21 protein-coding genes, 3 tRNA genes and 2 pseudogenes are annotated in these 25502 nt (G+C 62.5%); 12 read left to right on the forward strand and 14 right to left on the reverse strand.

Features of this window, described 5'->3' with window-relative positions:
• Positions 1 to 82: 82 nt before the first annotated feature.
• Together BGRAMDRAFT_RS36235 and BGRAMDRAFT_RS10735 are read left to right on the forward strand one after the other, a co-directional pair.
• The gene (locus BGRAMDRAFT_RS36235) at positions 83 to 976 is read left to right on the forward strand and encodes a VENN motif pre-toxin domain-containing protein (RefSeq protein WP_409372908.1); all 894 of its coding nucleotides are present in this window, start codon (positions 83 to 85) and stop codon (positions 974 to 976) included.
• A complete protein-coding gene (locus BGRAMDRAFT_RS10735; RefSeq protein WP_006048757.1) occupies positions 973 to 1329 on the forward strand; it encodes an immunity 8 family protein in 357 nt (118 codons plus the stop codon). Before BGRAMDRAFT_RS36235 ends, BGRAMDRAFT_RS10735 begins: the two co-directional genes overlap by 4 nt.
• 677 nt (positions 1330 to 2006) lie before the next feature.
• Here the strand turns inward: BGRAMDRAFT_RS10735 and BGRAMDRAFT_RS10745 are convergent.
• The 4 genes and pseudogenes from BGRAMDRAFT_RS10745 to BGRAMDRAFT_RS10755 form a co-directional block, all read right to left on the reverse strand.
• Positions 2007 to 2942 carry a tyrosine-type recombinase/integrase gene (locus BGRAMDRAFT_RS10745; RefSeq protein ID WP_006048759.1) on the reverse strand — a complete coding sequence of 312 codons (936 nt, stop codon included), beginning with the start codon at positions 2940 to 2942 and terminating at the stop codon, positions 2007 to 2009.
• Positions 2943 to 2978: 36 nt separating this feature from the next.
• Positions 2979 to 3122: pseudogene (locus BGRAMDRAFT_RS35925) on the reverse strand (integrase arm-type DNA-binding domain-containing protein); the annotation flags it as partial.
• 182 nt (positions 3123 to 3304) lie between these two features.
• Positions 3305 to 3391: transfer RNA gene (locus tag BGRAMDRAFT_RS10750), tRNA-Leu, on the reverse strand.
• A 152-nt stretch (positions 3392 to 3543) separates the two neighbouring features.
• A tRNA-Leu gene (locus tag BGRAMDRAFT_RS10755) sits at positions 3544 to 3630 on the reverse strand.
• 317 nt (positions 3631 to 3947) lie between these two features.
• Here BGRAMDRAFT_RS10755 and rnr point away from each other — a divergent pair.
• The 5 genes and pseudogenes from rnr (at position 3948) to BGRAMDRAFT_RS10780 (ending at position 10471) form a co-directional block, all read left to right on the forward strand.
• Positions 3948 to 6443, forward strand: a complete 2496-nt coding sequence (gene rnr / locus BGRAMDRAFT_RS10760; protein ID WP_006048760.1) for a ribonuclease R — start codon at positions 3948 to 3950, stop codon at positions 6441 to 6443.
• Positions 6444 to 6709: 266 nt separating this feature from the next.
• Positions 6710 to 7453 (forward strand): 23S rRNA (guanosine(2251)-2'-O)-methyltransferase RlmB, encoded by a 744-nt coding sequence (gene rlmB, locus BGRAMDRAFT_RS10765; RefSeq protein WP_006048761.1) that lies wholly within the window; start codon positions 6710 to 6712, stop codon positions 7451 to 7453.
• Between the two features lie 64 nt (positions 7454 to 7517).
• Positions 7518 to 8211 (forward strand): annotated as a pseudogene (gene rpiA / locus BGRAMDRAFT_RS10770) (ribose-5-phosphate isomerase RpiA).
• Positions 8212 to 8533: 322 nt separating this feature from the next.
• A complete protein-coding gene (locus tag BGRAMDRAFT_RS10775; protein WP_006048763.1) occupies positions 8534 to 9748 on the forward strand; it encodes a glycosyltransferase family 4 protein in 1215 nt (404 codons plus the stop codon).
• Between the two features lie 300 nt (positions 9749 to 10048).
• Positions 10049 to 10471 (forward strand): helix-turn-helix domain-containing protein, encoded by a 423-nt coding sequence (locus BGRAMDRAFT_RS10780; RefSeq protein ID WP_006048764.1) that lies wholly within the window; start codon positions 10049 to 10051, stop codon positions 10469 to 10471.
• Positions 10472 to 10555: 84 nt separating this feature from the next.
• Here BGRAMDRAFT_RS10780 and BGRAMDRAFT_RS10785 read toward each other — a convergent pair whose 3' ends face one another.
• Genes BGRAMDRAFT_RS10785 through BGRAMDRAFT_RS10795 form a run of 3 tightly spaced genes read right to left on the reverse strand, consistent with a single transcriptional unit; the run spans position 10556 to position 13682 of the window.
• The gene (locus tag BGRAMDRAFT_RS10785; RefSeq protein WP_006048765.1) at positions 10556 to 11515 is read right to left on the reverse strand and encodes a glycosyltransferase family 2 protein; all 960 of its coding nucleotides are present in this window, start codon (positions 11513 to 11515) and stop codon (positions 10556 to 10558) included.
• Positions 11516 to 11517: 2 nt separating this feature from the next.
• A complete protein-coding gene (locus BGRAMDRAFT_RS10790) occupies positions 11518 to 12912 on the reverse strand; it encodes an undecaprenyl-phosphate glucose phosphotransferase (RefSeq protein WP_006048766.1) in 1395 nt (464 codons plus the stop codon).
• A gap of 35 nt (positions 12913 to 12947) precedes the next feature.
• Positions 12948 to 13682 (reverse strand): Crp/Fnr family transcriptional regulator, encoded by a 735-nt coding sequence (locus tag BGRAMDRAFT_RS10795; RefSeq protein WP_006048767.1) that lies wholly within the window; start codon positions 13680 to 13682, stop codon positions 12948 to 12950.
• A gap of 1544 nt (positions 13683 to 15226) precedes the next feature.
• Between BGRAMDRAFT_RS10795 and BGRAMDRAFT_RS10805 the strand changes: the two genes are divergently transcribed.
• From BGRAMDRAFT_RS10805 to BGRAMDRAFT_RS10820, 4 genes are all read left to right on the forward strand, one after another.
• Positions 15227 to 15760 carry a GNAT family N-acetyltransferase gene (locus tag BGRAMDRAFT_RS10805; RefSeq protein ID WP_006048768.1) on the forward strand — a complete coding sequence of 178 codons (534 nt, stop codon included), beginning with the start codon at positions 15227 to 15229 and terminating at the stop codon, positions 15758 to 15760.
• A gap of 57 nt (positions 15761 to 15817) precedes the next feature.
• Positions 15818 to 16687: a class I SAM-dependent methyltransferase gene (locus tag BGRAMDRAFT_RS10810; protein WP_006048769.1), complete on the forward strand. Its 870-nt coding sequence runs from the start codon at positions 15818 to 15820 to the stop codon at positions 16685 to 16687.
• A gap of 384 nt (positions 16688 to 17071) precedes the next feature.
• On the forward strand, positions 17072 to 17800 hold the full coding sequence (locus BGRAMDRAFT_RS10815; RefSeq protein WP_006048770.1) for a FadR/GntR family transcriptional regulator: 729 nt from the start codon (positions 17072 to 17074) through the stop codon (positions 17798 to 17800).
• A gap of 152 nt (positions 17801 to 17952) precedes the next feature.
• Positions 17953 to 19011 (forward strand): Gfo/Idh/MocA family protein, encoded by a 1059-nt coding sequence (locus BGRAMDRAFT_RS10820; RefSeq protein WP_006048771.1) that lies wholly within the window; start codon positions 17953 to 17955, stop codon positions 19009 to 19011.
• 97 nt (positions 19012 to 19108) lie between these two features.
• Here the strand turns inward: BGRAMDRAFT_RS10820 and BGRAMDRAFT_RS10825 are convergent, their stop codons facing one another.
• The 7 genes from BGRAMDRAFT_RS10825 to BGRAMDRAFT_RS10855 all read right to left on the reverse strand — a co-directional run bounded on the left by BGRAMDRAFT_RS10825 (position 19109) and on the right by BGRAMDRAFT_RS10855 (position 24623).
• The gene (locus BGRAMDRAFT_RS10825) at positions 19109 to 19768 is read right to left on the reverse strand and encodes an amino acid ABC transporter permease (protein ID WP_006048772.1); all 660 of its coding nucleotides are present in this window, start codon (positions 19766 to 19768) and stop codon (positions 19109 to 19111) included.
• Positions 19769 to 19893: 125 nt separating this feature from the next.
• Entirely contained in the window at positions 19894 to 20688 is a 795-nt protein-coding gene (locus BGRAMDRAFT_RS10830) for a cystine ABC transporter substrate-binding protein (protein ID WP_006048773.1), read from the reverse strand.
• A 155-nt stretch (positions 20689 to 20843) separates the two neighbouring features.
• Entirely contained in the window at positions 20844 to 21866 is a 1023-nt protein-coding gene (locus BGRAMDRAFT_RS10835; RefSeq protein ID WP_044020820.1) for a quinone-dependent dihydroorotate dehydrogenase, read from the reverse strand.
• Between the two features lie 145 nt (positions 21867 to 22011).
• Positions 22012 to 22833: an arginyltransferase gene (locus BGRAMDRAFT_RS10840; protein ID WP_006048775.1), complete on the reverse strand. Its 822-nt coding sequence runs from the start codon at positions 22831 to 22833 to the stop codon at positions 22012 to 22014.
• A 141-nt stretch (positions 22834 to 22974) separates the two neighbouring features.
• Positions 22975 to 23712, reverse strand: a complete 738-nt coding sequence (gene aat, locus BGRAMDRAFT_RS10845; RefSeq protein ID WP_006048776.1) for a leucyl/phenylalanyl-tRNA--protein transferase — start codon at positions 23710 to 23712, stop codon at positions 22975 to 22977.
• A 9-nt stretch (positions 23713 to 23721) separates the two neighbouring features.
• A complete protein-coding gene (locus BGRAMDRAFT_RS10850; protein WP_006048777.1) occupies positions 23722 to 24267 on the reverse strand; it encodes an NUDIX hydrolase in 546 nt (181 codons plus the stop codon).
• Between the two features lie 277 nt (positions 24268 to 24544).
• Positions 24545 to 24623, reverse strand: a tRNA-Met gene (locus BGRAMDRAFT_RS10855).
• A gap of 372 nt (positions 24624 to 24995) precedes the next feature.
• Between BGRAMDRAFT_RS10855 and BGRAMDRAFT_RS10860 the strand changes: the two genes are divergently transcribed.
• Positions 24996 to 25493, forward strand: a complete 498-nt coding sequence (locus BGRAMDRAFT_RS10860; protein ID WP_006048778.1) for a heme-degrading domain-containing protein — start codon at positions 24996 to 24998, stop codon at positions 25491 to 25493.
• Positions 25494 to 25502: the final 9 nt, after the last annotated feature.

Below are 25502 nucleotides of genomic sequence, written 5' to 3' on the forward strand. Positions count from 1 at the left end.
TTCGCTAAGTGGCACCGGCTGCACGGGCGGAGCTATTGGAGCGGCCACAAGTGCGACGTTGTCGCCGCTTGCAATCATCGCGATGGATCCGACCGGGGCACCGCTTACTGAGGGCCAGGCCGCAGTCGTGACGGCTCTGTCCGTCTTGACGGGTGGCGTCGCCGCCGGCCTTGCAGGCGGCGACGCGCAAGCCGGAGCAACTTGGGCCGAAAACGAAGCGACTAACAACTCCGAGAAACATACCGCTGACATCCTCAAGGCTTGTCTGCAGAGTTCTTTTTGTAGCGCAATGTTGCCCGCGCCGGCGAAGATCGCTGCAATCGGCTATGTCGCGAGTGCAACGGGCAGTTCAAAGGACGATTCCGGGAACAACCTGCCGCAGTTGCCAGATCACCCAGGCAACAACGATGACGACCTAAGCGGTGGCTCGCAGGGACAACACGCCAGCGGCTTTACCCTGGCCGGAACACCTATTCCGGTCTGCGTACCATACGGTGACTGTACGTTTGTAATCGTGCCGGTACCTACGTCGTTTTCCTTGCCCAGCATTGGAGCCATCTTTTCTACCGGTCCTGGGAGCGATAGTGGGACCAGCGGCGATTCAACCAAAAGTGGGAACAATGACAACACGAAAGGAGGTGTAAATAGCGCCACAAACAGTGGCGGTCTGACGGCGGGAGAACAGATTGGTATGTTGCGTGATGCGGCTACTGGCAAAGGCAATTTTGCATTAGGCGAAGCGTCGACCGCAGATGCCAACGTGCTTGGGCAAGACTGGGTTGGTCCGGGTTATCGGGTGTCCCAGACAGACGGAAGTACGCTGATCAGCGCGGACGGCCTGCGGCAGTATCGTCCACCTTCACCGAAGCCCAATAGCTCCTACGCTACGACCGGAGTGCAAGCTAATTTCCAGTCGCGGAGTGTGCCAAGCGGAGCGTGGCAGAATAATGGTCATTTGAACATCACGGGGCCATGATGCGAGCCAAGCTAAAGGGCATTTCTTCCCCCGATGTTGAGCTACGGACCTACTGGCCCGAAGACGAAGCCTGCTTTGGTTTCTTGGTCGAGCTGCAAATTGGCCCGGAAAACGAAAAGGGTGCCGACCTGTTTCAGACCATGGTCTGCACCCCAGACTGGATTAAAGCCAAGTACTCGGATCGTAAGGCCGTGTGGGGACGCCATATGCTGATCGTGTTTGAGTACGACTTAGCTGAGATCGAGTCGGCCATAAGCCGATATGTGGAAAGTTGCACTGCGGACGATTGGCATGGCTTGGCGTTGAAGCTGAGTCGATTCGGCGGCTGGGAATTTGAAGACTATCAACCTTGAACTATCAGCTTCGATCTTGATGACCAGACCCGGCTTCGGCCGGGTTTGTCGTTTGCGGCGTCGTGGAGCGTCGTGATGCTGTTGCCCGATTTGCGCAATTCGTCGTCGGTCCAGTATTTATCTTACGGTGCTAAAAAGGAGAGCCCGGGGTGCGACAGAAGAACTTGCTCGAGTTCGTCGCGTGGATTCTGCGTGGAGGTAACCGCGATGATGATGGCCCGAACAGCGCAGTCCGGCTCAGACTGTCGCATCAACTCGTCGATGAGGCCTACGGTACGTCCACGAAGGAAGAGTTGTTGTGCCGGGTCATGTTTCGTACGTTGCCAAATCACTATTCGGTTGTCGCATAACTCAGCAGACCGGGCAGCAGGAGATTTCCCAAGGATCAGGCTCTGTGAGTGAGGCCCTTGGCACTGGGCGGCTTTGGTCAGACCGCGTTGGAGAATGCTAGACGGTATCGATGACGGTACTGCCGACACCAATGTTCTCGAACTGCCTCGTCTTCGAGATGGATTTAACAGAGTTGGAACTGAGCCTCCGCTGCGGTCCGCGGAGCGGCGGAAAGTGCCGGTGGTATTTTTCGGTATCGTTGGCGGTATCGTCGATTTATGAGCTAGCTGCATCCTTGTCCAGGTAAGGTTGCAGCCGATAGATTGACAATGAAGTGGGTGTGGTCTTCAGCGCTGCGTGCTTGATCCTGCTTCTGTCGTTGGCATGCTTAACCGATCGATATAGTCGGCCCACTCCCGCATGACCCGGCGACGATCATCGTCAAAAGTTGTTCTATCGTAGGCCTTTTGCACATCGCCACGCTTGGCGTGTGCCAGTTGCGCTTCGAGTACATCGATGTCCATCCCGAGTCGCTCTCGTCCGACCGTGCGGAGCATGCCCCGGAAACCGTGCGTCGCGTGTTTCCCTTGAAAACCCATGTCCCGTAGTGCCTTGCTCAATGCGTCTCGATGTAAATGCGGAGTCTTTTGACGGGCAGGGGACGGAAAGACATAGTGCCCCTTGCCCGTGAGTGATTGCACTTCTTTCAAGATGGCGACCGCCTGCTTCGGCAATGGCACGATGTGATCGTGCCGCATTTTCATGCGCTCGGCTGCAACGTGCCATTCTGCTGTTTTGAGGTTCACCTCGTCCCACGGGACTGCGGCAACCACGCCGGGGCGAAGGCCAGTCAGCATGGTGAGCTTGAGGGCGGCGCGGGTAATGGGCGACCTGTAGGCATCGATAGCATGAACCAGCGGAGCGATGTCCGCAGGTTTGGTGATCGCTGGTATGTGACCTTTCCTGTGGCGGGGCACAACGCCGCGCAGTGTTAAGGCGGCGCCATCTTCGCGCAGTCCGTTCTGGACCGCGTACGTCACGATGCCACCGACATACTGGCGTGCTTTGGTCGCGAGGTTGGGCGCATGAGAGGCAATCGCTCCCAGTACGGGCTTGACCTCAGATGTGGCAAGCGTCGAGATGGGCTTGTTGCGGAGTGCGGAAGTCAGGTACTCGCGCACGACAAAGTCCGCTTTCCGGTAGGTTTCGTCCGCCCATTCCTTGCGTTTGAAGTCGAGCCAGCGCTCGGCCACGAGATGGAAGTGGAAGGCGCCTTCGGCCACGCGTTTGCGGGCGATGGACTCGGATTCGGCGCGGCGACGTTCGACCGGATCGGTACCTTCGCTTACGAGATTGCGTGCGGTAGTGGCCGATCGTCGCGCATCAACGATGCGTGAGATCGGGTGGAGGCCGAGGTCGAGGAAGTTCTGCTTGCCCGTACTCGGTCGTCGATAGCGGAGCAGTCAGGTTTTGTTGTCGTCTGACCAGCATGGTCCAACATCCCGATTGCGTCTAAACGCAAAAAATCACCGATGTCGGTGCAACGCCCGAGACCTGTAAAAACAAAAAACCCCGTAAAGTTTTTAACCTTACGGGGTTTCTCGAACTTCTTCGGCTTGAGCTAAAACCAAGCCGGAACAACTGTTGGTGCCCAGGAGAGGACTCGAACCTCCACGGTGTTGCCACCGCTAGGACCTGAACCTAGTGCGTCTACCAATTCCGCCACCTGGGCACGTCTTGAAGCTAGACCGCTATTTTAGCGGGATGATGCAGCGTGTCAATCCCCGCCGCCAACCCACGCCTTGAACCGAAACAAACAACATTACCGCTCTACATAAAAACTGAAGCCGCCCGATGAACCGAGGCGGCTTCAATTTTGAATCCTGGTGCCCAAGAGAGGACTCGAACCTCCACAGTGTTGCCACCGCTAGGACCTGAACCTAGTGCGTCTACCAATTTCGCCACCTGGGCAGGTGATGAACAGCAAAGACCGACATTATAGCGACAGCATCGAGGCTGTCAAGCGTTTCTCAAAAGCTGCTTAAACACGCCGCAAACGAGCCCGCGCGGGCTTGCCGGCGACGCTTCCTGGCGACTATTGACGGCCCGCGTGGCGTGCGAGACGGGTGTTAGAATGCCTCGCAGTAGTTCGTTGGCACGGTACACAAGCCCGTCGGACTCAGCCTTGAACAAGCCGGACCCGAGAGAGTCTTTTAGTGCAGCAGCAAGTGCCATTCAGGCGCCACGCAAACGCTTCTTAAGCCGAGCCAGATCGCCGACCGACGTCCATGCAACGAGAAAAAATCATCGACAAGCCCTTGAGCAAATTTCCGTATCCGATTCCGAGCCGCGAGGAAATCCTCGGCGTCCTGCGTACGAGCGAAACGCCGCTCGCCGCCAACGAGATCGCCGAAGCCCTGTCCATCAAGCGCCAGGAGCGCGAAGGATTTTTCAAGCGCCTCGGCGCCATGGAGCGCGACGGCCAGATCCGGCTCGATCAGCGCAATCTCTATCAGCTGACTCATCCGTCGAACTTCGTCGCAGGCCGCGTTCAGGGTCATCGCGACGGTTACGGCTTCCTGATTCGCGACGACGGCCAGGACGATCTCTTCCTGCCCACCGCCGAAATGCAGAAGGTCATGCACAACGACCGCGTGCTTGCACGCATCGTCGGCTATGACCGGCGCGGCCGGCCGGAAGGGCACATCGTCGAGGTCACGGACCGCGCGAACAAGCGCGTGATCGGGCGTCTGCTGAACGAGAACGGCGCGCTGATCGTCGCGCCCGAAGACAAGCGCATCGGCCACGACATCCTCATCACGCAGAACACCAAGAAGGCCAAGGTCGGCCAGGTGGTGGTGGTCGAGCTGACCGATTTTCCGAGCCGTCATTCGCAGCCGCTTGGCCGCGTCGCGGAAGTGCTGGGCGATATCGACGACCCCGGCATGGAAATCGAAATCGCGGTGCGCAAATACGGCGTGCCGCATGAGTTCAGCCCCGACGCGCTTGCCGAAGCCGCGAAGCTTCCCGACGAAGTTCGTCCTACGGACGTGCGTCATCGCATCGATCTACGGGACGTGCCGCTCGTCACGATCGACGGCGAAGACGCGCGCGATTTCGACGACGCCGTGTATTGCGAGCCGATCAAGGTCGGCCGCGGCGACGGCTTCCGTTTGATCGTCGCGATTGCCGACGTGTCGCATTACGTGCATCCGAAGAGCGCGATCGACGCCGACGCGATCGAGCGCAGCACATCGGTCTATTTTCCGCGCCGCGTGATTCCGATGCTGCCGGAGAAACTGTCGAACGGTTTGTGCTCGCTCAATCCGAACGTCGACCGTTGCGTGCTCGTGTGCGACATGATCGTCACGGCGCGCGGCGAAGTGAAGGCGTATCAGTTCTATCCTGGTGTGATGCATTCGGCTGCGCGTCTGACGTACACGGAAGTCGCGGCGGTGCTGAAAAACACCAAGGGTCCGGAAGCCGCGCGCCGCGCCGCGCTGCTGCCGCAATTGCAGAACCTCTACGGCGTGTACAAGGCGCTCTTTGCCGCGCGGCAGAAGCGCGGCGCGATCGACTTCGATACGACCGAGACGTACATCGTCTGCAACGCGCAGGGCAAGATTGAGCAGATCGTGCCGCGCACCCGCAACGAGGCGCACAAGCTGATCGAGGAATGCATGCTGGCCGCGAACGTGTGCGCTGCCGACCTGCTGAAGCGCAACAAGCATCCGGGCCTGTTCCGCGTGCATGCCGGCCCGACCGCGGAGAAGCTCGAGAATCTGCGCACCTTCCTGCGCGGCATGGGTCTCACGCTCGGCGGCAACGACAAGCCGCACGCCAGCGACTACGCCGCGCTGATGGCGCAAATCCGCGACCGGCCCGACGCGCAGATGCTGCAAACCATGCTGCTGCGCTCGATGCAGCAGGCGGTTTATAGCCCGGACAACATCGGCCACTTCGGTCTCGCGTATGAGGCGTATGCGCACTTCACGAGTCCGATCCGCCGTTATCCCGACCTGCTCACGCACCGCGCCATCTACGCGATTCTGCAAGGCCGCAAGTATCAGCCGGAGCCGCCGGCAGGCGTCGTGTTGAACACGGCGCTGTCACCGCGCGCTCGGGCCATGCAGCAGGCCGACGACGAAAAAACCGGCCGCACGCGCGGCACCAACGTCGCGATCTGGGAAGAGCTCGGCCTGCATTGCTCGGCTAACGAGCGCCGCGCCGACGAAGCATCGCGCGACGTCGAAGCCTGGCTCAAGTGCTACTTCATGCGCGACAAGCTCGGCGAGGAATATGGCGGCATGGTCAACGGCGTCACGTCGTTCGGCATCTTCGTGCAGCTCGATTCGCTCTTTATCGAAGGCCTCGTGCACGTCACCGAACTCGGCTCGGACTACTTCCAGTACGACGAAATCAAGAACGAACTGCGCGGCGAACGCACGGGCATTCGCTACCGGCTCTCGGATCGCGTGCGCGTGCAGGTGAGCCGCGTGGATCTGGACGCGCGCAAGATCGACTTCCGCCTCGTGCGCGATACGCCGATCAAGCCGCATCCGGCTCGCAGCGTGTCGGCAGACAAGTCGTCCGCGGACAACGGCGGCCCGCGCGTGCGCGAGTTGTCGTCGCCCGAAGGCGGCGCGGCAGCGCCGGGCGCGCGCCGCAAGCGGGCCGCGCCGGTGCAAAGCGCGGCCGTCAAGGAAGCGCGCGGCGCCGCGAAGAAGCAGGGCGGCGCGTCGGCCAAGGCGGCGTCCAGGCAGACCGCGCGCAAGAAGCGCTAACGCCCCGCGTCGGCGCTCGAACCGCGCGCAGCGGGTACGTGAAGACGTGCCGGTTGCGCGCGGTGTTCGTTTGGTCCGCGCTTGGCCCGCGTTTAGCCCGCGCTTGGTTCGAGTTTGATCGGCGCTCGATCGGCGCTTCATACTGCCTCGGCACGCTTCATCAGGCAGTTAATGAGTTAACGCGCCGGCCCGATCGCGGACAGGCACACGTATTCATCACAGCAGCGCGGCTTCTCCGCTGCGCTCAATCAAAGGTTGTATCAGTCATGGCACGTCACAAGGTTCTATACGGTTTTCATGCAGTCACCGCGCGCATCCGGCACGACGCGTCGACCGTCGAAGATGTTTATTACGACGCCACGCGCAAGGACCGCCGCATGACGGAGTTTCTGCACACGGCGAAGGAAGCGGGCGTGCGCCTGATCGCCGCCGACGAAACGCGTCTGTGGGGGCTCGCGCACACCGAGCGTCACCAGGGCGTGGTGGCGCGCGCGGGCGACATGCCGCTCGCGCAGAATCTCGCGGAACTGCTCGACGGCATCAACGGCTCGCCGCTGCTTCTGGTGCTCGACGGCGTGACCGATCCGCACAATCTCGGCGCCTGCCTGCGCGTCGCCGATGCCGCCGGCGCCCACGCGGTGATCGCGCCGCGCGACCGCGCGGTCGGCCTGAACGCGACCGCCGCGAAAGTCGCGAGCGGCGCGGCCGACACCGTGCCGTACATCACCGTGACGAACCTCGCGCGCGCGCTGCGTGAACTGAAGGAGGCCGGCGTGTGGATCGTCGGCACGGCGGGCGAGGCCAAGAAGAGCCTCTACGAGACGGAGCTAGACGGCCCCGTTGCGATCGTGATGGGCGCCGAAGGCGAGGGCATGCGCCGCCTCACGCACGACACCTGCGACATCGTCATGCAGATTCCGATGGCGGGCACGGTCGAGAGCCTGAACGTCTCCGTAGCTTCCGGCGTGTGCCTGTTCGAGGCCGTCAGGCAGCGGGCGGTGAAGAAGTAATTTCGCCCGGTTTCCAGTGCTTACTCCGGTAAACTAGCGTCTTTTACAGCTCGCCCGCATTCTCATGACTCAAGACGAACTCAAGCAACTGGTCGGTCAGGCCGCCGCCGATATGTCCACGCCAACGTGCCGGAGGTTCGGTGATCGGCGTCGGCACCGGCTCCACCGCGAACTGTTTTATCGACGCGCTGGCCGCCAACAAGGCGCGCTATCGCGGCGCGGTGTCGAGTTCGCTCGCCACCACCGCGCGCCTGCAATCGCACGGCTTCAAGGTGCTCGATCTGAACGAGATCGACTCGCTGCCGGTTTATGTCGACGGCGCCGACGAGATCGATCACAGCGGCGCGATGATTAAGGGCGGCGGCGGTGCGCTTACGCGCGAGAAAATCGTCGCGTCGGTGTCGGACGTATTCGTCTGTATCGCGGACGCCAGCAAGCTCGTCGACACGCTCGGCAACTTCCCGCTGCCGATCGAAGTCGTGCCGATGGCGCGCACCGCGATCGGCCGCCGCGTGACCGCGCTCGGCGGTGTGCCGGTCGTGCGTGTGACGAAAGAGGGCACGCCGTTCATCACCGATAACGGCAACGAAATCATCGACGTCAAAGGTCTGCGCATTAGCGATCCGCGCACGCTCGAGACGCATATCAACGCGTGGCCGGGCGTCGTGACAGTGGGCCTTTTCGCGGGCCGTGGCGCGAATCTGTGCCTGCTCGGCACGGACACCGGCGTACAGACCATCGAGTACCGCAAGGTCTGAGCAATAACCCAGACGCCCGCATCGCATCGTGCGGGCACCTGCGGCCCTTCCTTATCCGTTCACCGAAACACGCTTCAGCGGCCCCGTCTGAGCATTAGCTCGCCGGCGGGCCGCTGCATTGCCGTGCTGAGCGAAACATCGAACGCGTGGCGCATAGGAAAGCGAATTAATTTGTTCCGTGCATTCGCAAGAAGCGAATGGCGGCGAATGAATTATTCCCGTGCTGTCGTGCGTCGAATGTGGTCACGCGCACGCACAGTAAAGCACGCGCCACCTACACTCGTCGCTATGCCCAGGAGGCGTTAACGAGGATAGGGAGATCATGAGAGTTGCGATCGTGCACGACTGGCTGGTCGCACCTGGCGGCGCGGAGAAGGTACTCGAGCAGATTATCGAATGCTTTCCCGACGCGGATCTTTTCAGCCTCGTGGATTTTCTCGAAGACCGTCGACCGTTGCACGGCAAACCCGTCACCACTTCCTTCATTCAACGCCTGCCGTTCGCGCGCCGTCGCTATGACGCCTATCTGCCGTTGATGCCGCTCGCGGTCCAGCAGTTCGATCTCGCGGACTACGATCTGATCATCACGAGTTCGCATACGGTCGCAAAGGGCGTGCTCGTCGGCCCTGATCAAACGCACATAAGTTACGTGCATTCGCCGATGCGTCACGCGTGGGACCGGCAGCATGAGTATCTGCGCGAAGCCGGTTTGACGCGCGGGCCGAAGTCCTGGCTCATGCGTGCGTTGCTGCATTATCTGCGCGGCTGGGATTCGCATTCGGCGAATGGCGTCGACCGCCTGATCGCGAATTCGCAATTCGTCGCGCGGCGCATGATGAAAACCTATCGGCGCGACGCCGCCGTGATTCCGCCTCCGGTCAATGTCGACGAATTCGAATTGTGCACGCATAAAGAAGAGTTCTATCTGACAGCCTCGCGAATGGTGCCGTACAAGCGCATCGATCTGATTGTCGAGACGTTCAGCGCGACGCCGCACCGCAAGCTGATCGTGATCGGCGACGGACCGGAGATGGCTGCGATTCGCGCGAAGGCCGCGCCGAATGTGACGATACTCGGCTATCAGCCGATCGGCGTGCTCAAGAGCTACTTGCAGCGCGCGCGAGCTTTCGTATTCGCCGCCGAAGAGGATTTCGGCATCGTCACGCTCGAAGCGCAGGCGTGCGGCACGCCGGTGATCGCATTCGGCAAGGGCGGGTCGCTCGAGACCGTGGTGCCCGTCGGCGACGCGCATCCCACCGGAATTTATTTCGGATCACAAACTGTCGCGTCGATGCTCGACGCAATCGACCGGTTCGAACGGCAGCATGAACAGATCACGTCGGCCGCGTGCCGCGCGAACGCCGAGCGGTTTTCGGCGGCCGTGTTTCGTCGCGCGTTCATGGCCGAGGTCACGCGCACGATCGCTTCCGAGCATTTACGCGGCGAGTCCGCAACCGTGCAGCGGATCGACGCTGAGCGCCTCGCCGAACCGGCCGGATGGCCGGTCGAGCCGGCGGCGCAGAGCAGTTGCGGATGATTAGCCGAGGCGTTCGCCGGCTTCGCGGCTCGGCGATCCTCTCGTGTTTCAGCAGGGCAGCACCATCAACAAGCCGTTCGGGCGATGCCACCGGAGCGGCTATCGGGGGCAGGCGGCAGCGTGGATCATAAGCCGCCTCAATACGCGATATTCGACGCAGGCGACGAATCGTAACCGCCGTGGTAACGCAAACAATCACGGATCGTCGCTGCGATTTACTAAAACAGGCAGTCGTTAATCCGTACGTCACGCGATGACGCATGCGATGCGCGACCTTTGGACGAGGAAGACTCTACACTCATGAATGCCGATCGCCTTCCGGGCTCTTTTCCCGACATCGCTCGAAGCTGGGCCGCGCTACAGGCCCAATTGCCCATTACTCCCATTCGCAACGAACAAGACTATCAGACGATGGTCGAACTCTCCAGTGCCCTTGCCGATCATCTGAACGGCAAGGAGAACGAGCCGCTCACCGATCTTCACGCGATCGTGTCGGACCTGGTTCGGAGCTGGAAGGCGCAGAACGTGACGCTGCCCAAAGCGGAGCCGCGCGAGGTGTTGCGGCATCTGCTCGAAACGCACGGGCTGCGGCAAAAGGATTTGATGGGCATCGCATCGCCGACGGTGGTGAGCGATATCCTCGCGGGCCGCCGGGCGATCAGCAAGAAGGTCGCGAAGGCGCTGGCGCAGCGCTTTCAGACGGACGTCAGCGCGTTTTTGTAGTGGCGTAAAAAAGGCTGCGCCTTCATGCGGCGCAGCCCTTGACCGGCTATCTATTGCAACGCAAATTACTTCGGCTTGCGGGCGTTAGCGCGCCGCTTCCTGCCACGCTCCGCGCATTGCGCGTAAGCCCACTCGCCATTTGCGAAACGCAAGCGCCATTCCGCCGCGCTCGAACGCCAACGACAACGACAACGCGCGCAGGAACCCCGGGTCCGCGCGATCGCCGATCAGCGTCGAGTAAACGACGAACGCCCATCGGCCTGGCGGCGTCAGGTGTTCGCACATGATGAGTCGAAGATTGAACGACGCGTTATAGAACGCCGTATCGTTGAAGACGAAGCGCGGGTCCTCGTCGCGGCGTTGAGCGGGAAAGTGCTCGACGAGCAGCGCAGGATCGTAGACAAGCGTCCAGCCGCGGCGGCGCACGTCGAGGCTGAAGGCCATTTCGCAATGAACCTGCGCGCCGCTGCCGAGCAGCCGCGCGTCGAAACGCAGCGCGCCGATCGCCTCGCGGCGAAACGCCATGTTCACTCCGTTGAGTACGTGGACCTCACGCGCCTCGCCATGACCGATGTGATGGTTGCCGATCGTGCGGCCATACCATCGCACGATGCCGACGCACGGTTTCCGCCCCTGCGGAATACCGTTGCGTTCATGCACGATGTCCCGGCCGCCGAGACCGCCGAGGCATGCATCGCCCCCAAATGCGCGGGCGATTCGCGCGACCCAGTCAGGATGCGGAGCGGCGTCGTCGTCGGTGAAGCAGAGCACGTCGCCGCATGCGCTGTCGATGCCGAGGTTGTAAGCGGCCACGACGCCCGGCTTATGCACGAGCACGACGCAGCGGCGCGGATCGGGCCGCGTGGTTTCGCGTGTACGCAGCCAGTCGAGCGTCGCGTGATCGTCGTGACGCGCGACCACGATTACCTCGTCGGCGCGGCGCTCCTGTGCGTCGAGTGCCGCGAGGCACCGCGCGAGATCGGCGGTGCGCCGATACGTCGGCACGATCACGGAGACTTTCAGGAGCGGCGTCCGTAGCGGCATGATCAGAACGCGTTGCGGCTGATAAAGCCCTTGAAAATCGTGATGAAGACGATCTTCATGTCGAACCAGAACGACCAGTTGTGGATATAGAAGAGATCGAACTTCACGCGCGCTTCCATCTTCTCGACCTTGGCGGTCGCGCCGCGATAGCCGTTCACCTGAGCCCATCCGGTGATGCCGGGTTTGATGCGGTAGCGGTGCATGTAGCCGTACACCTGATCCTTGTAGAGATCGTCGTGTTCGAGCGCATGCGGACGCGGGCCCACCACCGACATCTGTCCGAGCAGCACATTGAGAAACTGCGGCAGCTCGTCGAGGCTCGTGCGGCGCATGAACGCGCCGAGCTTCGTCACGCGCGCGTCGTGACGCGTGGCCTGCGTGACCTGACCCTGCGCTTCATGATGCACGGTCATCGAACGGAATTTGTAGATCGAGAACGGCTCGCCGTCGGCGCCCTTGCGCGTCTGGCGAAAGAACACGGGCCCCGGCGACGTGAGCTTGATCGCCGTCGCGAGCACGATGAACACCGGCGCGAGCGCGACGAGCGCACCTGCGGCGAAGAGCCGGTCGAAGATCAGCTTCGGCCACATCTGCGGCGGCGAGAGCGACGGCGCGCCGAGACTTAGCGTGGGCAAACCGACCACATCGACGAGCGAGTGGTTGAAAAGCGAGAGGCTGCGTACGTCAGGAATAAAACGCAGGTTCACGAAGTCATGCCTGAACATGCGCTGAAAGCGATAGATCGTGCGTTCTTCCGAGAGCGGCAGCGCGAGCCAGACTTCGTTCACGCGCTCGTCGCGCACTTTGGCGGCGAATGCAGTCAGGTCGGTCAGCACCGGCAGACGATTAAGCCGCGCGCCATACGCTGCCCGTTCAACGCTGCTGTCCACGCTTGTGTCGAACACGCAAACCGGCCTGAAGCCCGCTTGCGGCGCATGCTCGAGATGCGCGAGGAGCGTGCGCGCAAAGCCAGGTGCGCCGACAATCGCAATGGTGCGGAAATTCATGCCGCGCCGGCGAACACTGCGCAACGCCACATGCACCGCGCACTTCGTCGCGACGATCAACGCGCCCGAGATCAACGTCGAGTAGACGAACCACAGCCGCGACACCGCATCCATGCGATGCAGCGTGAAGGCGAGCAGCAACGCGGCAGCGACGACCGCGAGCCACGCCGCGGCCACGCGTGCGAGCATCGCCGTCAACGGCTTGCCGCGCCATGTTTCATACACGCCGAAGCCGGGAAACAACAACAGCACCAGCACGCAGTTGAAGGCAATCAGCAGGCGTTCGGTGTCCGGCAAAGCGGCGAGCGTGGCAAAGCGCATCCAGTGGGCGAGCAGGCCTCCCGCAATCACGAGGAATGCGTCGAGGCATCGCGCAGTATTCCTGAACATTATCGACTCTGCGAGGACGGCAATCGCGCCGCGTGTTATTCGACGGTTTCGGCCTGGCGCAGGCGCGGCAGCAGGCGATCGAATTCGCGCTTGACGAGGCCGTAGCATTCGCACGCGCGCGCTTCGAGCCCCTTGCGGTCGAGCACCTTGATGTGTCCGCGGCTATGGTGAATCAGGCCTTCGTCGTGCAGCTTGCCGGCTGCCTCGGTGATGCCCTCGCGGCGCACGCCGAGCATGTCGGCGATCAATTGCTGCGTCACCGTCAGATCGTTCGACGCAACACGGTCGACTTCGATCAGCAGCCACCGACACAACTGCTTGTTCAGTGCGTGATGGCGGTTGCATGCCGCGGTCTGCGCGACTTGCGTGAGAAGCGCGTGCATGTAGAGCAGCATCAGACGGCGCAGGAAGTCGGAGCGGGCGAATTGCTGCTTGAGGGCCTGCGCGCTCATGCGATACGCGAAGCCCGCACATTGCACCTGCACGCGGTTCGGCATGGTTTCGCCGCCCGTGAGCACGGGCACGCCGGTCATGCCTTCGCGTCCGACCGCGGCGATTTCGACGGAGCTGCCGTCTTCCATCGTCGACAGCATCGAAATGATCGCGGTCGTCGGGAAGTACACGTGATGAATGCGTTGGCCGGAATCGCAGAGCAACTGTTCCGTGCGCAGATGAACCAGTTCGAGGTGCGGAGCAAGCGCTTGCCATTCGTGAGACGGCAATGCGCCGAGCAAATGGTTTCCGTGCAGATCTGATTGAAGTGTCAACATGATCGGTCCTCGCGTGAAGCCGCGGGTCTCGCGTCTTCCTGTTTTTGATCCGATTCCTGCACCCTTTGATAACGCGCGCTCTGCATTGCAGTCAGCGCAGGGTGAACAGAGTCGGCCCCGTATTGGTTGGTGCGCCGCCGCCGTTGTGGTCGTCCTCACGGCGCCGCGGTGTTGCGTCCTTGTATTAGCGAGGACTGTGCCAACCATAGGGGAAAGCGTGACTGGTGCGGCGCAGCGACGACGGGCGGGCGAAATAAACCCCCTGCGCGCGCCTTTTTGTTTCAATTCTGTACATCCGACGTTTGCGTCGAGCCTGCGCGCGATGGTCTTTTTATACGGGCCAAGTGCTTGATCCAATTGAGTTCGCTGCGCGTGGCGGCGGTTTTGCGATTGGAGCGCCAGGGTTGTTCCGCGCTTTGTGAGCGCCTTTTGGCGCGGTGTCCGCGATGTGCCGGAATTGATTCAGATGTGTTCAACCGCTTGCGTCGGTTGCCGCACGGTTCATCATTTATGGCTGTCAGGAGTCGCAAAAAAAGCGACAGTGATGGGCGCAGCCCGACCAATGGGTTCGCGCAGCGCGAGGTTTTACGCGCTTCGCGAAGACATCGCGGGCAAATGGCGGGTAGATGGTACGGCTATCCGTAGAAGTGGCGGATGCGTCATCGGGCGCGCGGACTTCGGCGGCCCGTGCCGCAAGTGTTGCATCCGCTTTAAAGCTGAATGATGGATGCGCACGCAACAGCCCGCGCTTTGTGATGTGGGTGGCGAGAGTGGGATCGCGTCGGGCAGGGCGCCACGCGTGGTGATGAGTGATGCCCTTATTAGTTGAAAATGGCCAGACGTCTGTAGTGGGCGCGCGGGCCGCGTCATTCGCATAGTCGAAATTCGCCAATGCGACGTGTGGCCAGATGAGCACGACCGTGCTCGTCGGCTAGCGCATAGAACGTGTCCGATTCGTACGCCATTGTCCTGCTCGCGCGCAGCATGTTCATGCGTGCGTCGCGGGCCGGCTCGAAGGCGTGTTGTGGTTGCGCTTCGCTGCTTCTCCGGCTGACGGGATCGGTATTCGTCCGACAGGTGCCGAGGAAGAACACCGGCACGTCGGTGATACGCGGCGCGAAGTCGGGTGCCGTGCGCGCCGCGTTCGACTCCGATTTCGCGAGAGCCGAACGAGCCTCGCGGCCATGTCTATGCGCCGTTGTCGCGGCACCGTGCGAATCAGCGAAATGTAGCGTCAGCGAAACAACGCTGTCGTCGCCGTCTATTTTGCTTGCGATGTCCACGTTTCCGATCGCGTGGCGCGCATCACTCAGCAACTTTAAGGCCGTCACTATCCGACGTGCAGCGTCTCCGTTCGCGCCGCGTTATCGGTGCCTCGTATGAAGATTCGGCAACCTCCAGCGTGAGTGCGATGGCGAACGGAAACAGCCGTACGGCGGCCTTACCGTGTAGGCGTCAAAACCGGCCCGCCAATCGTGCGAGGCCCGCGAGGGCAACCTGTGCGCTCGCCGCACCGAACATTAAAGAATCCGCTGGGGAACGTGATGAACTGGAAAACGCTGGAATTCGAGCAGCTTTCTGCACGCGAGCTGTACCTGATCTTGCGGGCGCGCAGCGCAGTGTTCGTCGTCGAGCAATCGCATGTGTGCCTCGATGCCGATGGACGCGACGAAACTTCGCTGCATGTGTTCGCCGTCGAAGACATGGCGCGGCCGATGCCGATTCTTGCGTACGCCCGTGTGCAGCCCGGCGATGCGGAAGATCCCGACATCATGATCGACAAGGTGCTGACGAGTCCGCTGCGGCGCGGCGACGGCACGGCGGAAATGCTAATGGAGCGCGTATTGCAGGCCATTGCCGAGCGTTGGCCGGGACACGCCGCACGCGTGAGCGCGCCGCTCAGTTTGCGCGAGTTCTACGAGCAGTTCGGCTTTCGCAAGACGGAAGGTCCGTATCTCGAGCATGGCGTGCCGTTCATCGGTCTCACGCGGCAAGTGCGCGCCTCGCAACCGCTCACCGCATTGCGGCGCCGCGAGCGCGATCGTGCCGCGCTCGTCAACACGTTTGAGATGCTGTGAGGAAGCCGCTGCTGATCGCGCTGTCGCCGCGCTCTTGCATCGCACTGGAGACGTGTCGTGAATAGTCAATCGGAGCTGGACCGCATCAATCGCCTCGCGTGGAATTCGCGCGACGCGGCCCGCGTTTTCACGACCGACAAGAGCTTCTCCGACGCGGGCGAAGAGGCCGCCTTCAGATGGCTCGCGCCGCGTTGTTCGGGCACGCCGTTGCTCGATATAGGCATCGGCACCGGGCGCACCGTTGCACTGATGCTTAGTATCTCGAACGAATACACCGGCGTCGACTACGCGCCGAACCTGCTGGAGACAGCGAGACTGCGCTATCCCGGCTGCGATTTGCGGCATATGGATGCACGCGATATGTCCGAGCTGCCGTCCGATCATTACGGGCTCGCTGCATTTAGCTGGAACGGTATCGACTGCGTCGACTACAACGATCGCGTGAAGATCCTTCAGGAAATGTATCGCGTGGTGCGGCCAGGCGGCTATGTGCTGTTCTCGTCGCATAATCGCGGCGGCCCCGGTTACCGCGAGGGCATCTGGCATCTGCTGCCGCGTTTCACGCTCAATCCGCTGACGCTCGGCTGGCGTACGCTGCGCTCGATGCGGCGCTTCCAGCTCGGCACGCTCAACTATATACACAACGGCAAGCTGAATCGCGACTATGGCGGCTACGCGGTCAAGACAGCGGCGGCTCACAACTTCGGCATTGTGATCGTCTACACGACACTTGCCGAACAGCGCCGGCAACTTGCGCAGATTGGCTTGCAATGCGATGCGGTGTTTGATAGTTGCGCGGGCAACCGTATTTCCGACGGCGTCGAGAACAGCGGCGCGTGCTGGTTCCACTTCATCGCGCACAAGCCGCTTGCGGCGCGTCGCCTTGATGACGAGCGAGGCCATGCATGCTCACGTGTGTCGAATTGAAGAGCGGCGAGCGCACTAAAGACTCACGGGTAGTCGCACCAGCAACCACACAGGCACCAGGTCCGCCGCTTGCGGCAACCCATGATCGATTGCACGCCGCCTCCGTTCAGACAATTTGCCGTCCTACGTGCGTCTTCGCACGATGCAAAGTCGGCGTGAAAGGCATGCTTGAGACGCAAGCTTATGGTCCTTCGGGGCCGATCGCGTTACACAGAAGAAACAATTCTTCAGAGGGATAACCCTGTCAGGAAGTGTCCCAACTGGCGTAACCGTTGTGAAGCTAGCAACGTATCGTGGATGAGTAACCACGCGACGATAAAACACACAAAAGGGCGGTTTATCAACAGGCTACGCGGGGGCGAACACCGCTTCGGGGAGAGGGTCATGGAACAGGCAAACAAGGATCGATCGCTGGTGAGCAAGGTCATGGATGGGCTCGTCACAGGGATCGTCGAGGAGAAATACGGCGCGATACTGCCGCCGCAGGACGTGCTGTCGAAAGAGTTCGACGTGAGCCGCACGGTGATGCGCGAGGCGCTCTCGATGCTGCTCGCGCGCGACATGCTCGATGTGCGTCCGAAGATCGGCACGCGCATCCGGCCGATGAGCGACTGGCGAATGATCGACGAGGACGTCGTGAACTGGCGTTTTCGCGCGAAGCCCGATCCGGTGTTCCTGCGCGACGTCATCGAGTTTCGTATTCTGATCGAACCGCGTGCGTCGGCGCAGGCCGCATCGCGCGGCAGCGCGGCCGACATCGCGGGGGTGCGCGACGCGTTCGAGGCGTTCAAGGTGATCCGTCCGGGCGAGCCCGGTTATCAGGAAGCCGACGAGCTGTTCCATACGCGCATCGTCGTCGCGAGCGGTAACCAGTTCTTCAAGCAGATGGCGGCGATCATTCGCGGCGCGCTGTCGACCGGTAATCCCATCGTCACCGCTCGCGAAGGCGCGTGGGAAACGGCAGTGAACTCGCATCGGCGCGTGGTCGAGGCGATCGAACGGCGCGACCCGAAAGAGGCCGAACTCGCTGCGATGGCGATGATCGATCACACGACCGAGGAAATCGCCGGCACCTTCGCCGGCGCGCCGCCGGTGCCGCCCTCGCGCGGCTGACACGCTGGGCAAGACGCAGGGCAACACGGGGCGGCGCATCGGTTGCGCGCTGCTGCTGCGCGCGAGTCTTCCGCTCATGGTTCGGTCGTCGTTCGTTCGATAGAGACACACACGCAGGGCGTTCGCCGGCGACGGCACACGTGCGGGGCCGCATGCGCGACAATAGCGGCTCTCTTTATCCGCATGGACGCCAGCCGATCGTGACGAACGCCAACCCAACCGCAACCCACGCCACTGCTTCGGACCGCGAGATCCGTTGGGGCATTGTCGGCGCCGGCCGTATCGCGCGCCGGTTCGCTCAAGGCCTCGCCTATGTGCCGCACGCGCGTCTCGCCGCGCTGTGGTCACGGCGGCCCGAGCCTGCTCAGACTTTCGCCGACGAGTTCGGCGGCGAGGCTTGCACGAGCTTCGACGCGTTGCTCGCGAGCGGCATCGACGCGCTCTACATCGCGACGGTTCAGGACAGCCACGCTGACTACGCGGTCGCCGCGCTGCAAGCGGGCGTGCATGTGCTGTGCGAAAAGCCAGCGACGATCAACAGGCCGCAACTCGAGCGTGTGGTCGACGTCGCGCGCTGCGCACAACGGCTCTTCATGGAAGCGATGAAGCCGCCGTTTTATCCGCTCTACAGAAAGTTGCGCGCGCATCTAAAGGACGATCCGATCGGCGACATGGGACTCGTGCGGGCCGGCTGCTCGGTGCCGGGCGTACCCGACGATCATCCGTCGCTGTCGTTCGAGCACGCGGGCGGCGCGCTGCTCGACATCGGCATCTATGAAATATTTCTTGCCGTCGACTGGCTCGGCGCGCCGCTAGAAGTGCAAACGCTGGGCCGGCTCGGTTCGACCGGCGTCGATACGTTTGCGAGCCTGAACAGCCGGCACGAACGCGGCATCGCGCAACTGTTTTGCGGGCTCGATCTGCACGGCAAGGGCGACGCGCTGCTGATGGCGAAGGGCGGGCACGTGACGATTCACGAGCCGTGGTGGAACCCGTCGCGCGCGACGATCCGTTATACCGACGGCCGCGTGGTCGAGCTCGACGAGCCGTTCGAAGGCGGCGGCCTCAACTACGAGACCGCGCATTTCTGCGAGCTGATTCGCACGGGACAGCTCGAAAGTCCGCTGATGCCGCACAGCAAATCGTTGCAGATGATCGAGATGGCCGACGCGGCGCGCGCGGCGCTAGGGCTGAAGTTTGCGGGAGAGTGAAGGGGGCCGCGAGTCACGACTCAGGGTTCACACGCATGACGTTTCACCCGGCTCGCAATGAAAGCGTAGCCGACCACGCGTTCATCGCGTGCCGCGCTCAATGCCGCGAAGGCAACGCAAGACGCCGCTCATACCAGCGCTGCAGCAGTTCCAGTATCTGACACAGCACCCAGTAAACAGCCGCTGCGGCGAGATAAAGCGGCAACGGCTGATACGTCGACGCGATGACTTCCTGCGCGCTGCGCAGCAGTTCCGTGACGGTGATCACCGACACGAGCGAGGTGTCCTTGATCAGGCTGATGAGGCTGTTCGACAGGCTCGGCACGGCGATGCGCAACGCCTGCGGCGCGATCACGTAACGCAACGTCTGGCGCCGCGAGAGTCCGAGGCTGTACGCGGCGAGCCATTGTCCCTGATGAATGCCGAGGATCGCGCCGCGCATGCTCTCCGACAGATACGCGGCCACGTTCGCCGACAATGCGATCACGCCGGCCGGCGTCGGATCGAGCGAAATATTGAAGCTCGGCAAGCCGTAGTAAATCACGAAGATCTGCACGAGCAGCGGCGTGCCGCGCATCACGCTCACGTAGACGCGCGCGAGGCGGTTCAGCGTGCGGCTGTGGCTCACGCCCATCAGCGCGAGCACGGCGCCGGCGATCAGGCCGAAGAACATCGACAGAACGGCGAACTTGACCGTCAGGACGGCGCCCTGCGCGAGCGCAGGAAGCGATTCGACGAGCAGGGAAGTGGTGGACATGAGCAGTGCTCGGGTTGGCGCGCAAGGCGCATATCGTCAATGGGAGCGCGTGCCGCACAAGTGCGAAGGGCGGCATACCGAGCATGCCGCCCTTCGTTTCATCGCGAGCCGCTTATTCCAGCCGCTTATTTGATCGGCTTGCTCACGTCGATGCCGAACCACTTGTCGGAGATCTTCGCGAACGTGCCGTCGGTTTCGAGCTGCGTCATTGCGTCGTCGATTGCCTTGGCGAACTTCGGGTTGTTCTTCTTGAACGGAATGCCCGACGGGTTGCCCGCGCCGACGTTCGCGCCGGTGCGCAGCGGCAACTGCGAGTTCTTCAGCAGATACGCGAGCATCAGGCGGTCGTTGAGCGCCGCGTCGAGACGGCCCGCCGCGAGATCGCGCAGATATTCGGGCGCGCCCGGATACGTCTTCACGTCGATGCCCGGCACCGACTTCGCCATGTCCATGTAGTTGGTGCCGAGGCCGACGCCGAGCTTCTTGCCCTTCAGATCGTCGAGCGACTTGAACTGGCGCGTGTCGTCCTTACGCTGAATCAGTTGCGCGGCCGAGTACGTGTACGCAGGCGAAAAATCGAGCGACTGCTTGCGTGCGTCCGTAATGCCAACCTGATTGACAATCACGTCGAACTTGCCGGCCTGCAGACCCGCAATGATGCCGCTCCATTCGGTCGTGATGAACTCCGGCTTCACGCCGAGCTTCGCCGCGACAGCCTTCGCGATGTCGACGTCATAGCCGACCAGTTCGCCCGACGGCGCTTTGGAATTGAACGGAGGGAAGGTGCCTTCGAGGCCGACGCGCAGCGTGCCGCGCTGCTTGACCTGATCCAGCAGATCGTCGGCATGGGCCGGGATCGCGGTGAACGAAGCGCCGATCATCGCGGCGACGAAAAGTTTTTTCAACAAGCGAAGTTGCATCGTGGTCCTTTTTTGTTCGTATGGCGTTATAGCGGACGAGAGCTTAACAAAGCAGAGTGCCCGTCGCTAAATACCCATTGCTCATGTCTGTATTACGAGGCGGGCGTGTGCATGACCATCAGCGACGCGTGAGAGCGCGCACGCTGACCGCATACCTAGCGCAACGCCTGCACGCATTCGCCGATGAGCGCCGGGCCGCGATAAATGAAGCCCGTATAGAGCTGAACGAGCGACGCGCCCGCGGCAAGTTTGGCGCGCGCGTCGTCGCCGGAAAAAATCCCGCCGACGCCGATGATCGGCACCGTCTCGCCGACTTCGGCGCGCAGCTTGCGGATCACTTCATTGGACGCGTCGAACACCGGCTTGCCCGACAGGCCGCCCGCTTCGTCGCCGTGCTGCATGCCCGCGACGGCCGTGCGCGCCAGCGTCGTGTTGGTCGCGATCACGCCTTCGAAGCGGTGGCGCAGCAGCGTGCCGGCGATCGATTTGATCTGCTCGTCGTCGAGGTCGGGCGCGATCTTCAACGCGAGCGGCACGAGCTTGCCGTGCATGTCGGCCAGACGCTGCTGCTTGTCCTTGAGCGCGGCGAGCAGCGCGTCGAGTTCGTCCGCGCCTTGCAACTGGCGCAGGTTCTTCGTATTCGGCGACGAGATGTTGACCGTCACATAGCTCGCAAACGGATAGACGCGCTCGAGGCAGTAGAGATAATCGTCGGCGGCGCGGTCGATCGGCGTGTCGGCGTTCTTGCCGATATTCAGCCCGAGAATGCCGCGGTAACGCGCGGCCTGCACGTTTTGCACGAACTGATCGACGCCCGCGTTGTTAAAGCCCATCCGGTTGATCACGGCTTGCGCCTGCGGCAGCCGGAACATGCGGGGGCGCGGGTTGCCCGGCTGCGCGCGCGGTGTGACCGTGCCCACTTCGATGAAGCCGAAGCCGAGTGCGGCGAGCCCGTCGATCGCGGCGCCGTCCTTGTCGAGTCCCGCGGCGAGTCCTACCGGATTGCGGAACGTCAGTCCCATCACCGTGCGCGGCGCATCGGGCACGCGGGCGGCGAGCGCGCCGGCGAGCCCGGTGCGACCGGCGGCGCCGAGCGCGCGCAAGGTCAGGTGATGAGCGTCTTCCGCGTCCATGCGAAAGAGTTGGGCGCGTACGAGCGGATAGAGGGAACTGAACACAGGACGAAGCCGGGCGGCCGGAAAATGGGAACCCGCTATTTTACCGGCTTTGCGCTGTCGATGAGATAAGGCGGAAGGCGAGGGCGGTGCGTTGCCGCGGGCGCGGGTCGAGCGTGGTGTTCTTCGGGCCACCCTCAGCCCACACTCAAGGCCGCAGCGGCCCGCGCCTGCCTTGCATCCCCGCGCCGGTCGGCGCGAGATCGACGCCGGCGGGATCGAGCACGCGCCACGTGCCGTCGATCAATCCTTCGAGCGGCCGGAAATTGGCCTTGTACGCCATCTTCGGACTCTCGCGAATCCAGTAGCCGAGGTACACATACGGCAGCTTGAGACTGCGCGCCTGCTCGATCTGCCAGTAGATGTTGTACGTGCCGAAGCTCGTATGCGGCAGTCCCGGCTCGAAGAACGTGTACACGGACGAGAGCCCGTCGCCGAGAATATCGATCATGCTGATCATGCGCAGCAGGCCCGGCGAATCGGGCCGGTCCGGCAGCGGCTCGCGGAATTCGACGAGCCGCGAATTGATCCGGCTTTGCAGCAGGAACTGCTCGTATTGATCGCGGCTGTCGCGGTCCATGCCGCCGCCCGCATGCCGCGCCGACTGATAGCGCATGTAGAGCGCGTAGTGCTCTTCGTCGTAGTGAAGCGGCGCGACGGTGGCGATCATCTCGCCATGTTTTTTCCACACGCGGCGCTGCGTACGGTTCGGCTCGAAGCGATCGACCGGCACGCGCACCGGCACGCACGCGCGGCAACCGTCGCAATACGGCCGGTAGGTGAACACGCCGGAGCGCCGGAAGCCGGCCTTCACAAGGTCCGTGTAGACATCGGAGTTGATGAGGTGACTGGGCGTGGCGACTTGCGAGCGCGCGATGCGCCCGTCGAGATAACTACAGGGATAAGGCGCCGTTGCATAAAATTGCAGCGCCGAAAGCGGAGAAAGAGGCAGCTCGTTGGGATGAGTCACGTTGGCAGCTCTCGAAGCGTCTCTGGTGTCTCTGGTAATGCAAACCCGGCGCGCGTTGCGGCTAGCTTGTCGATCCGCGCGTTCGCTTGTGCGTTCGATCATGCGTTCGATCATGCGGACCCGGATTCGGCCTGATTCCTTCTACGCCGCTCGCGCGAGCACATCGAGCAACGCGGTCTTGTCGAAGCGCCAGGGAATGCGCGGTGCGTCGACCGACGCGCGAACATGCGCGATGAACGCCTTGCGCGCTATCTCGCGACCGCCGAGCGACGCCAGATGCGACGTGTTCTGCTGGCAGTCTATCATTTCTATTTCGTGACGGCGCAAGTGCCCGACAAGCGCGGCCAGCGCCATTTTCGAGGCATCGGTGACGTCCGCGAACATCGATTCGCCGAAGAACATCTTGCCGAACGAGACGCCGTATAAGCCGCCCACGCGCTCGCCTTCGAACCATGTTTCGATGCTGTGCGCATCGCCCATCCGATGCAGCGACGTGTAGGCGTCGACGACGTCCGCGGTGATCCAGGTGCCGCGCTGTCCGCGCCTCGGCGCTTGCGCGCACGCGCGCATCACCGCGGCGAAATCGTGATCCACGCGAATCTCCCACGCGTCGTCGCGCAGCACGCGCTTGAGCGTTTTACGCAGCGACGGCGACACCTTGAACTCCGCGGGACGCAGGATCATGCGCGGGTCGGGGCTCCACCACAGCACCGGCTGACCGTCGGAATACCACGGGAAGATGCCGTGACGATAAGCGTCGATGAGCCGCGACGGCAGCAGGTCGCCGCTCGCGGCGAGCAGGCCCGGCGCGCCACTGGCCGCGCCGAGCGCACGCTCGACGGGCGGAAAGGGATCGTCGGGGCCGAGCCAGGGGACCATGCGCGCCGCTCAGCCTTCGCGCAGCGAGCGGAAGATGTCGCCGGTATGCAGGCCGAAGCTGCCGGCCGCGCGGTCGGCGAAAAAGAAGCGCAGTGTTTGTCCGACGGTGGGAAACGCGATCTCGTCCCACGGAATGTCGCCTTCCTCGAAGAGCTTTACTTCGAGACTTTCCTCGCCCGCGGCAATGTCGAGATCGAGCAGGCGCGCCATATAGAACAGATGCACCTGATGCACGTGCGGCACGTTCAGCAGCGAGAACAGGCTCTGCACTTCGACGCGCGCGCCGGCTTCCTCGAGCGTTTCGCGCGACGCGGCCTCGGCCGTGGTCTCGCCCATTTCCATGAAGCCCGCAGGCAGCGTCCAGTAGCCGTAGCGCGGTTCGATCGCGCGGCGGCATAGCAGCACCTTGTCGTCCCACACCGGAACGGTGCCCACGACGTTGCGCGGATTCTGATAGTGCACCGTGCCGCAACTGCCGCACACGAAGCGCTCGCGGTTGTCGCCCGGCGGAATGCTCAGGCTGACGCCGTGGCCGCAGACAGAACAGAATTTCATAGGAAGGGGACGAGAAAGGGTGCTAGGAGTTTATCACTGGGGCGGCGTGGTTTTGTGGCGGGCGCGAAGGGCGGTGGGAGAGGCGAAGTTGGCGGGGGTTGCGACGGCGATGCGCGCGCGCGTTTGCGAACAACTGGAACGCTGTATGCGGAGCCGATGACCCGCGTGTCGAAGCTTGGAAGAGGAATAGCAAGCTCAAAACAAAAAAGGCCTGCCGATTTGGCAAGCCTTGAATGTTGTTTTCGACGCTTTGACCTGTTCGCTCGCATTGAGCACTTGGTTGCGGGGGGTAGGATTTGAACCTACGACCTTCGGGGTTATGAGCCCGACGAGCTGCCAGACTGCTCCACCCCGCGTCCGTCGAAGAAAAGATTATAGAACAGATGGGAAGCGCGTGCAATAGGCGTTTAAGAAAACGGCTTTTTGGGCGCGGGCCTTTTCCTCAGCGGAACGCTTTGTCCTCGCTCTGAGAAGCGCCGGCGCTAACTAACAGCACGTCGCGCGATGCGTGCCCCGCGTCGCATCGCGCAAGGCCCGCGCAACACGCTGCGCTAAAATCGCAATTCGACGCGCCGTCACGCATGTCGCGCCATCGCGAGGTAGTCGCGAGTAATCCGGATCTGTTCGCAAGGAACCGCGCGACTCGCCGCACGACAAAGCAGACAACCGCACAAACCGTCAGCACTGCACGACGACGCGCCCGTACTCCCATTCGCCCTCGGAATTTCATGGACATCGCTCACGATCTGCAGGTCATTGCCGCTCAGGAACACGCGCTCGTGTTTCCTCAATTCGACGCCGACCGCGCCTGGCAAATCGGCGCCTATCTGCACGAGGTCGCGAAGGCACGCGGCATCGCGGCCGCCATCGACGTCCGCACGTTCGGTCAACCGCTGTTCTTCAGCCTGCTCGACGGCGCGACGCCGGACAACATCGATTGGGCACGCCGAAAGGGCAACACGGTCGCGCATTTCCGGCGCAGTTCGTACGCGATCGGTCTGAAAATGCAGCAGGCCGGCAGCACGCTCGCCGACAAACACGGTCTGCCCGCCACCGAATACGCGTCGCACGGCGGCGCGTTTCCGTTGACAGTCACGGGCGCGGGCGTAATCGGTTCGATCACGGTGTCCGGTCTGCCGCAGCGCGCCGATCATGAGTTCGTGGTCGAAGCGCTATGCGCGCATCTCGGTCACGACTACAGCAAGCTCGCGCTTGCAAAGGCCTGAGCCGATGCG

Source organism: Paraburkholderia graminis C4D1M (assembly GCF_000172415.1).
In the GTDB taxonomy this organism is placed as follows: Bacteria; Pseudomonadota; Gammaproteobacteria; order Burkholderiales; family Burkholderiaceae; genus Paraburkholderia; species Paraburkholderia graminis.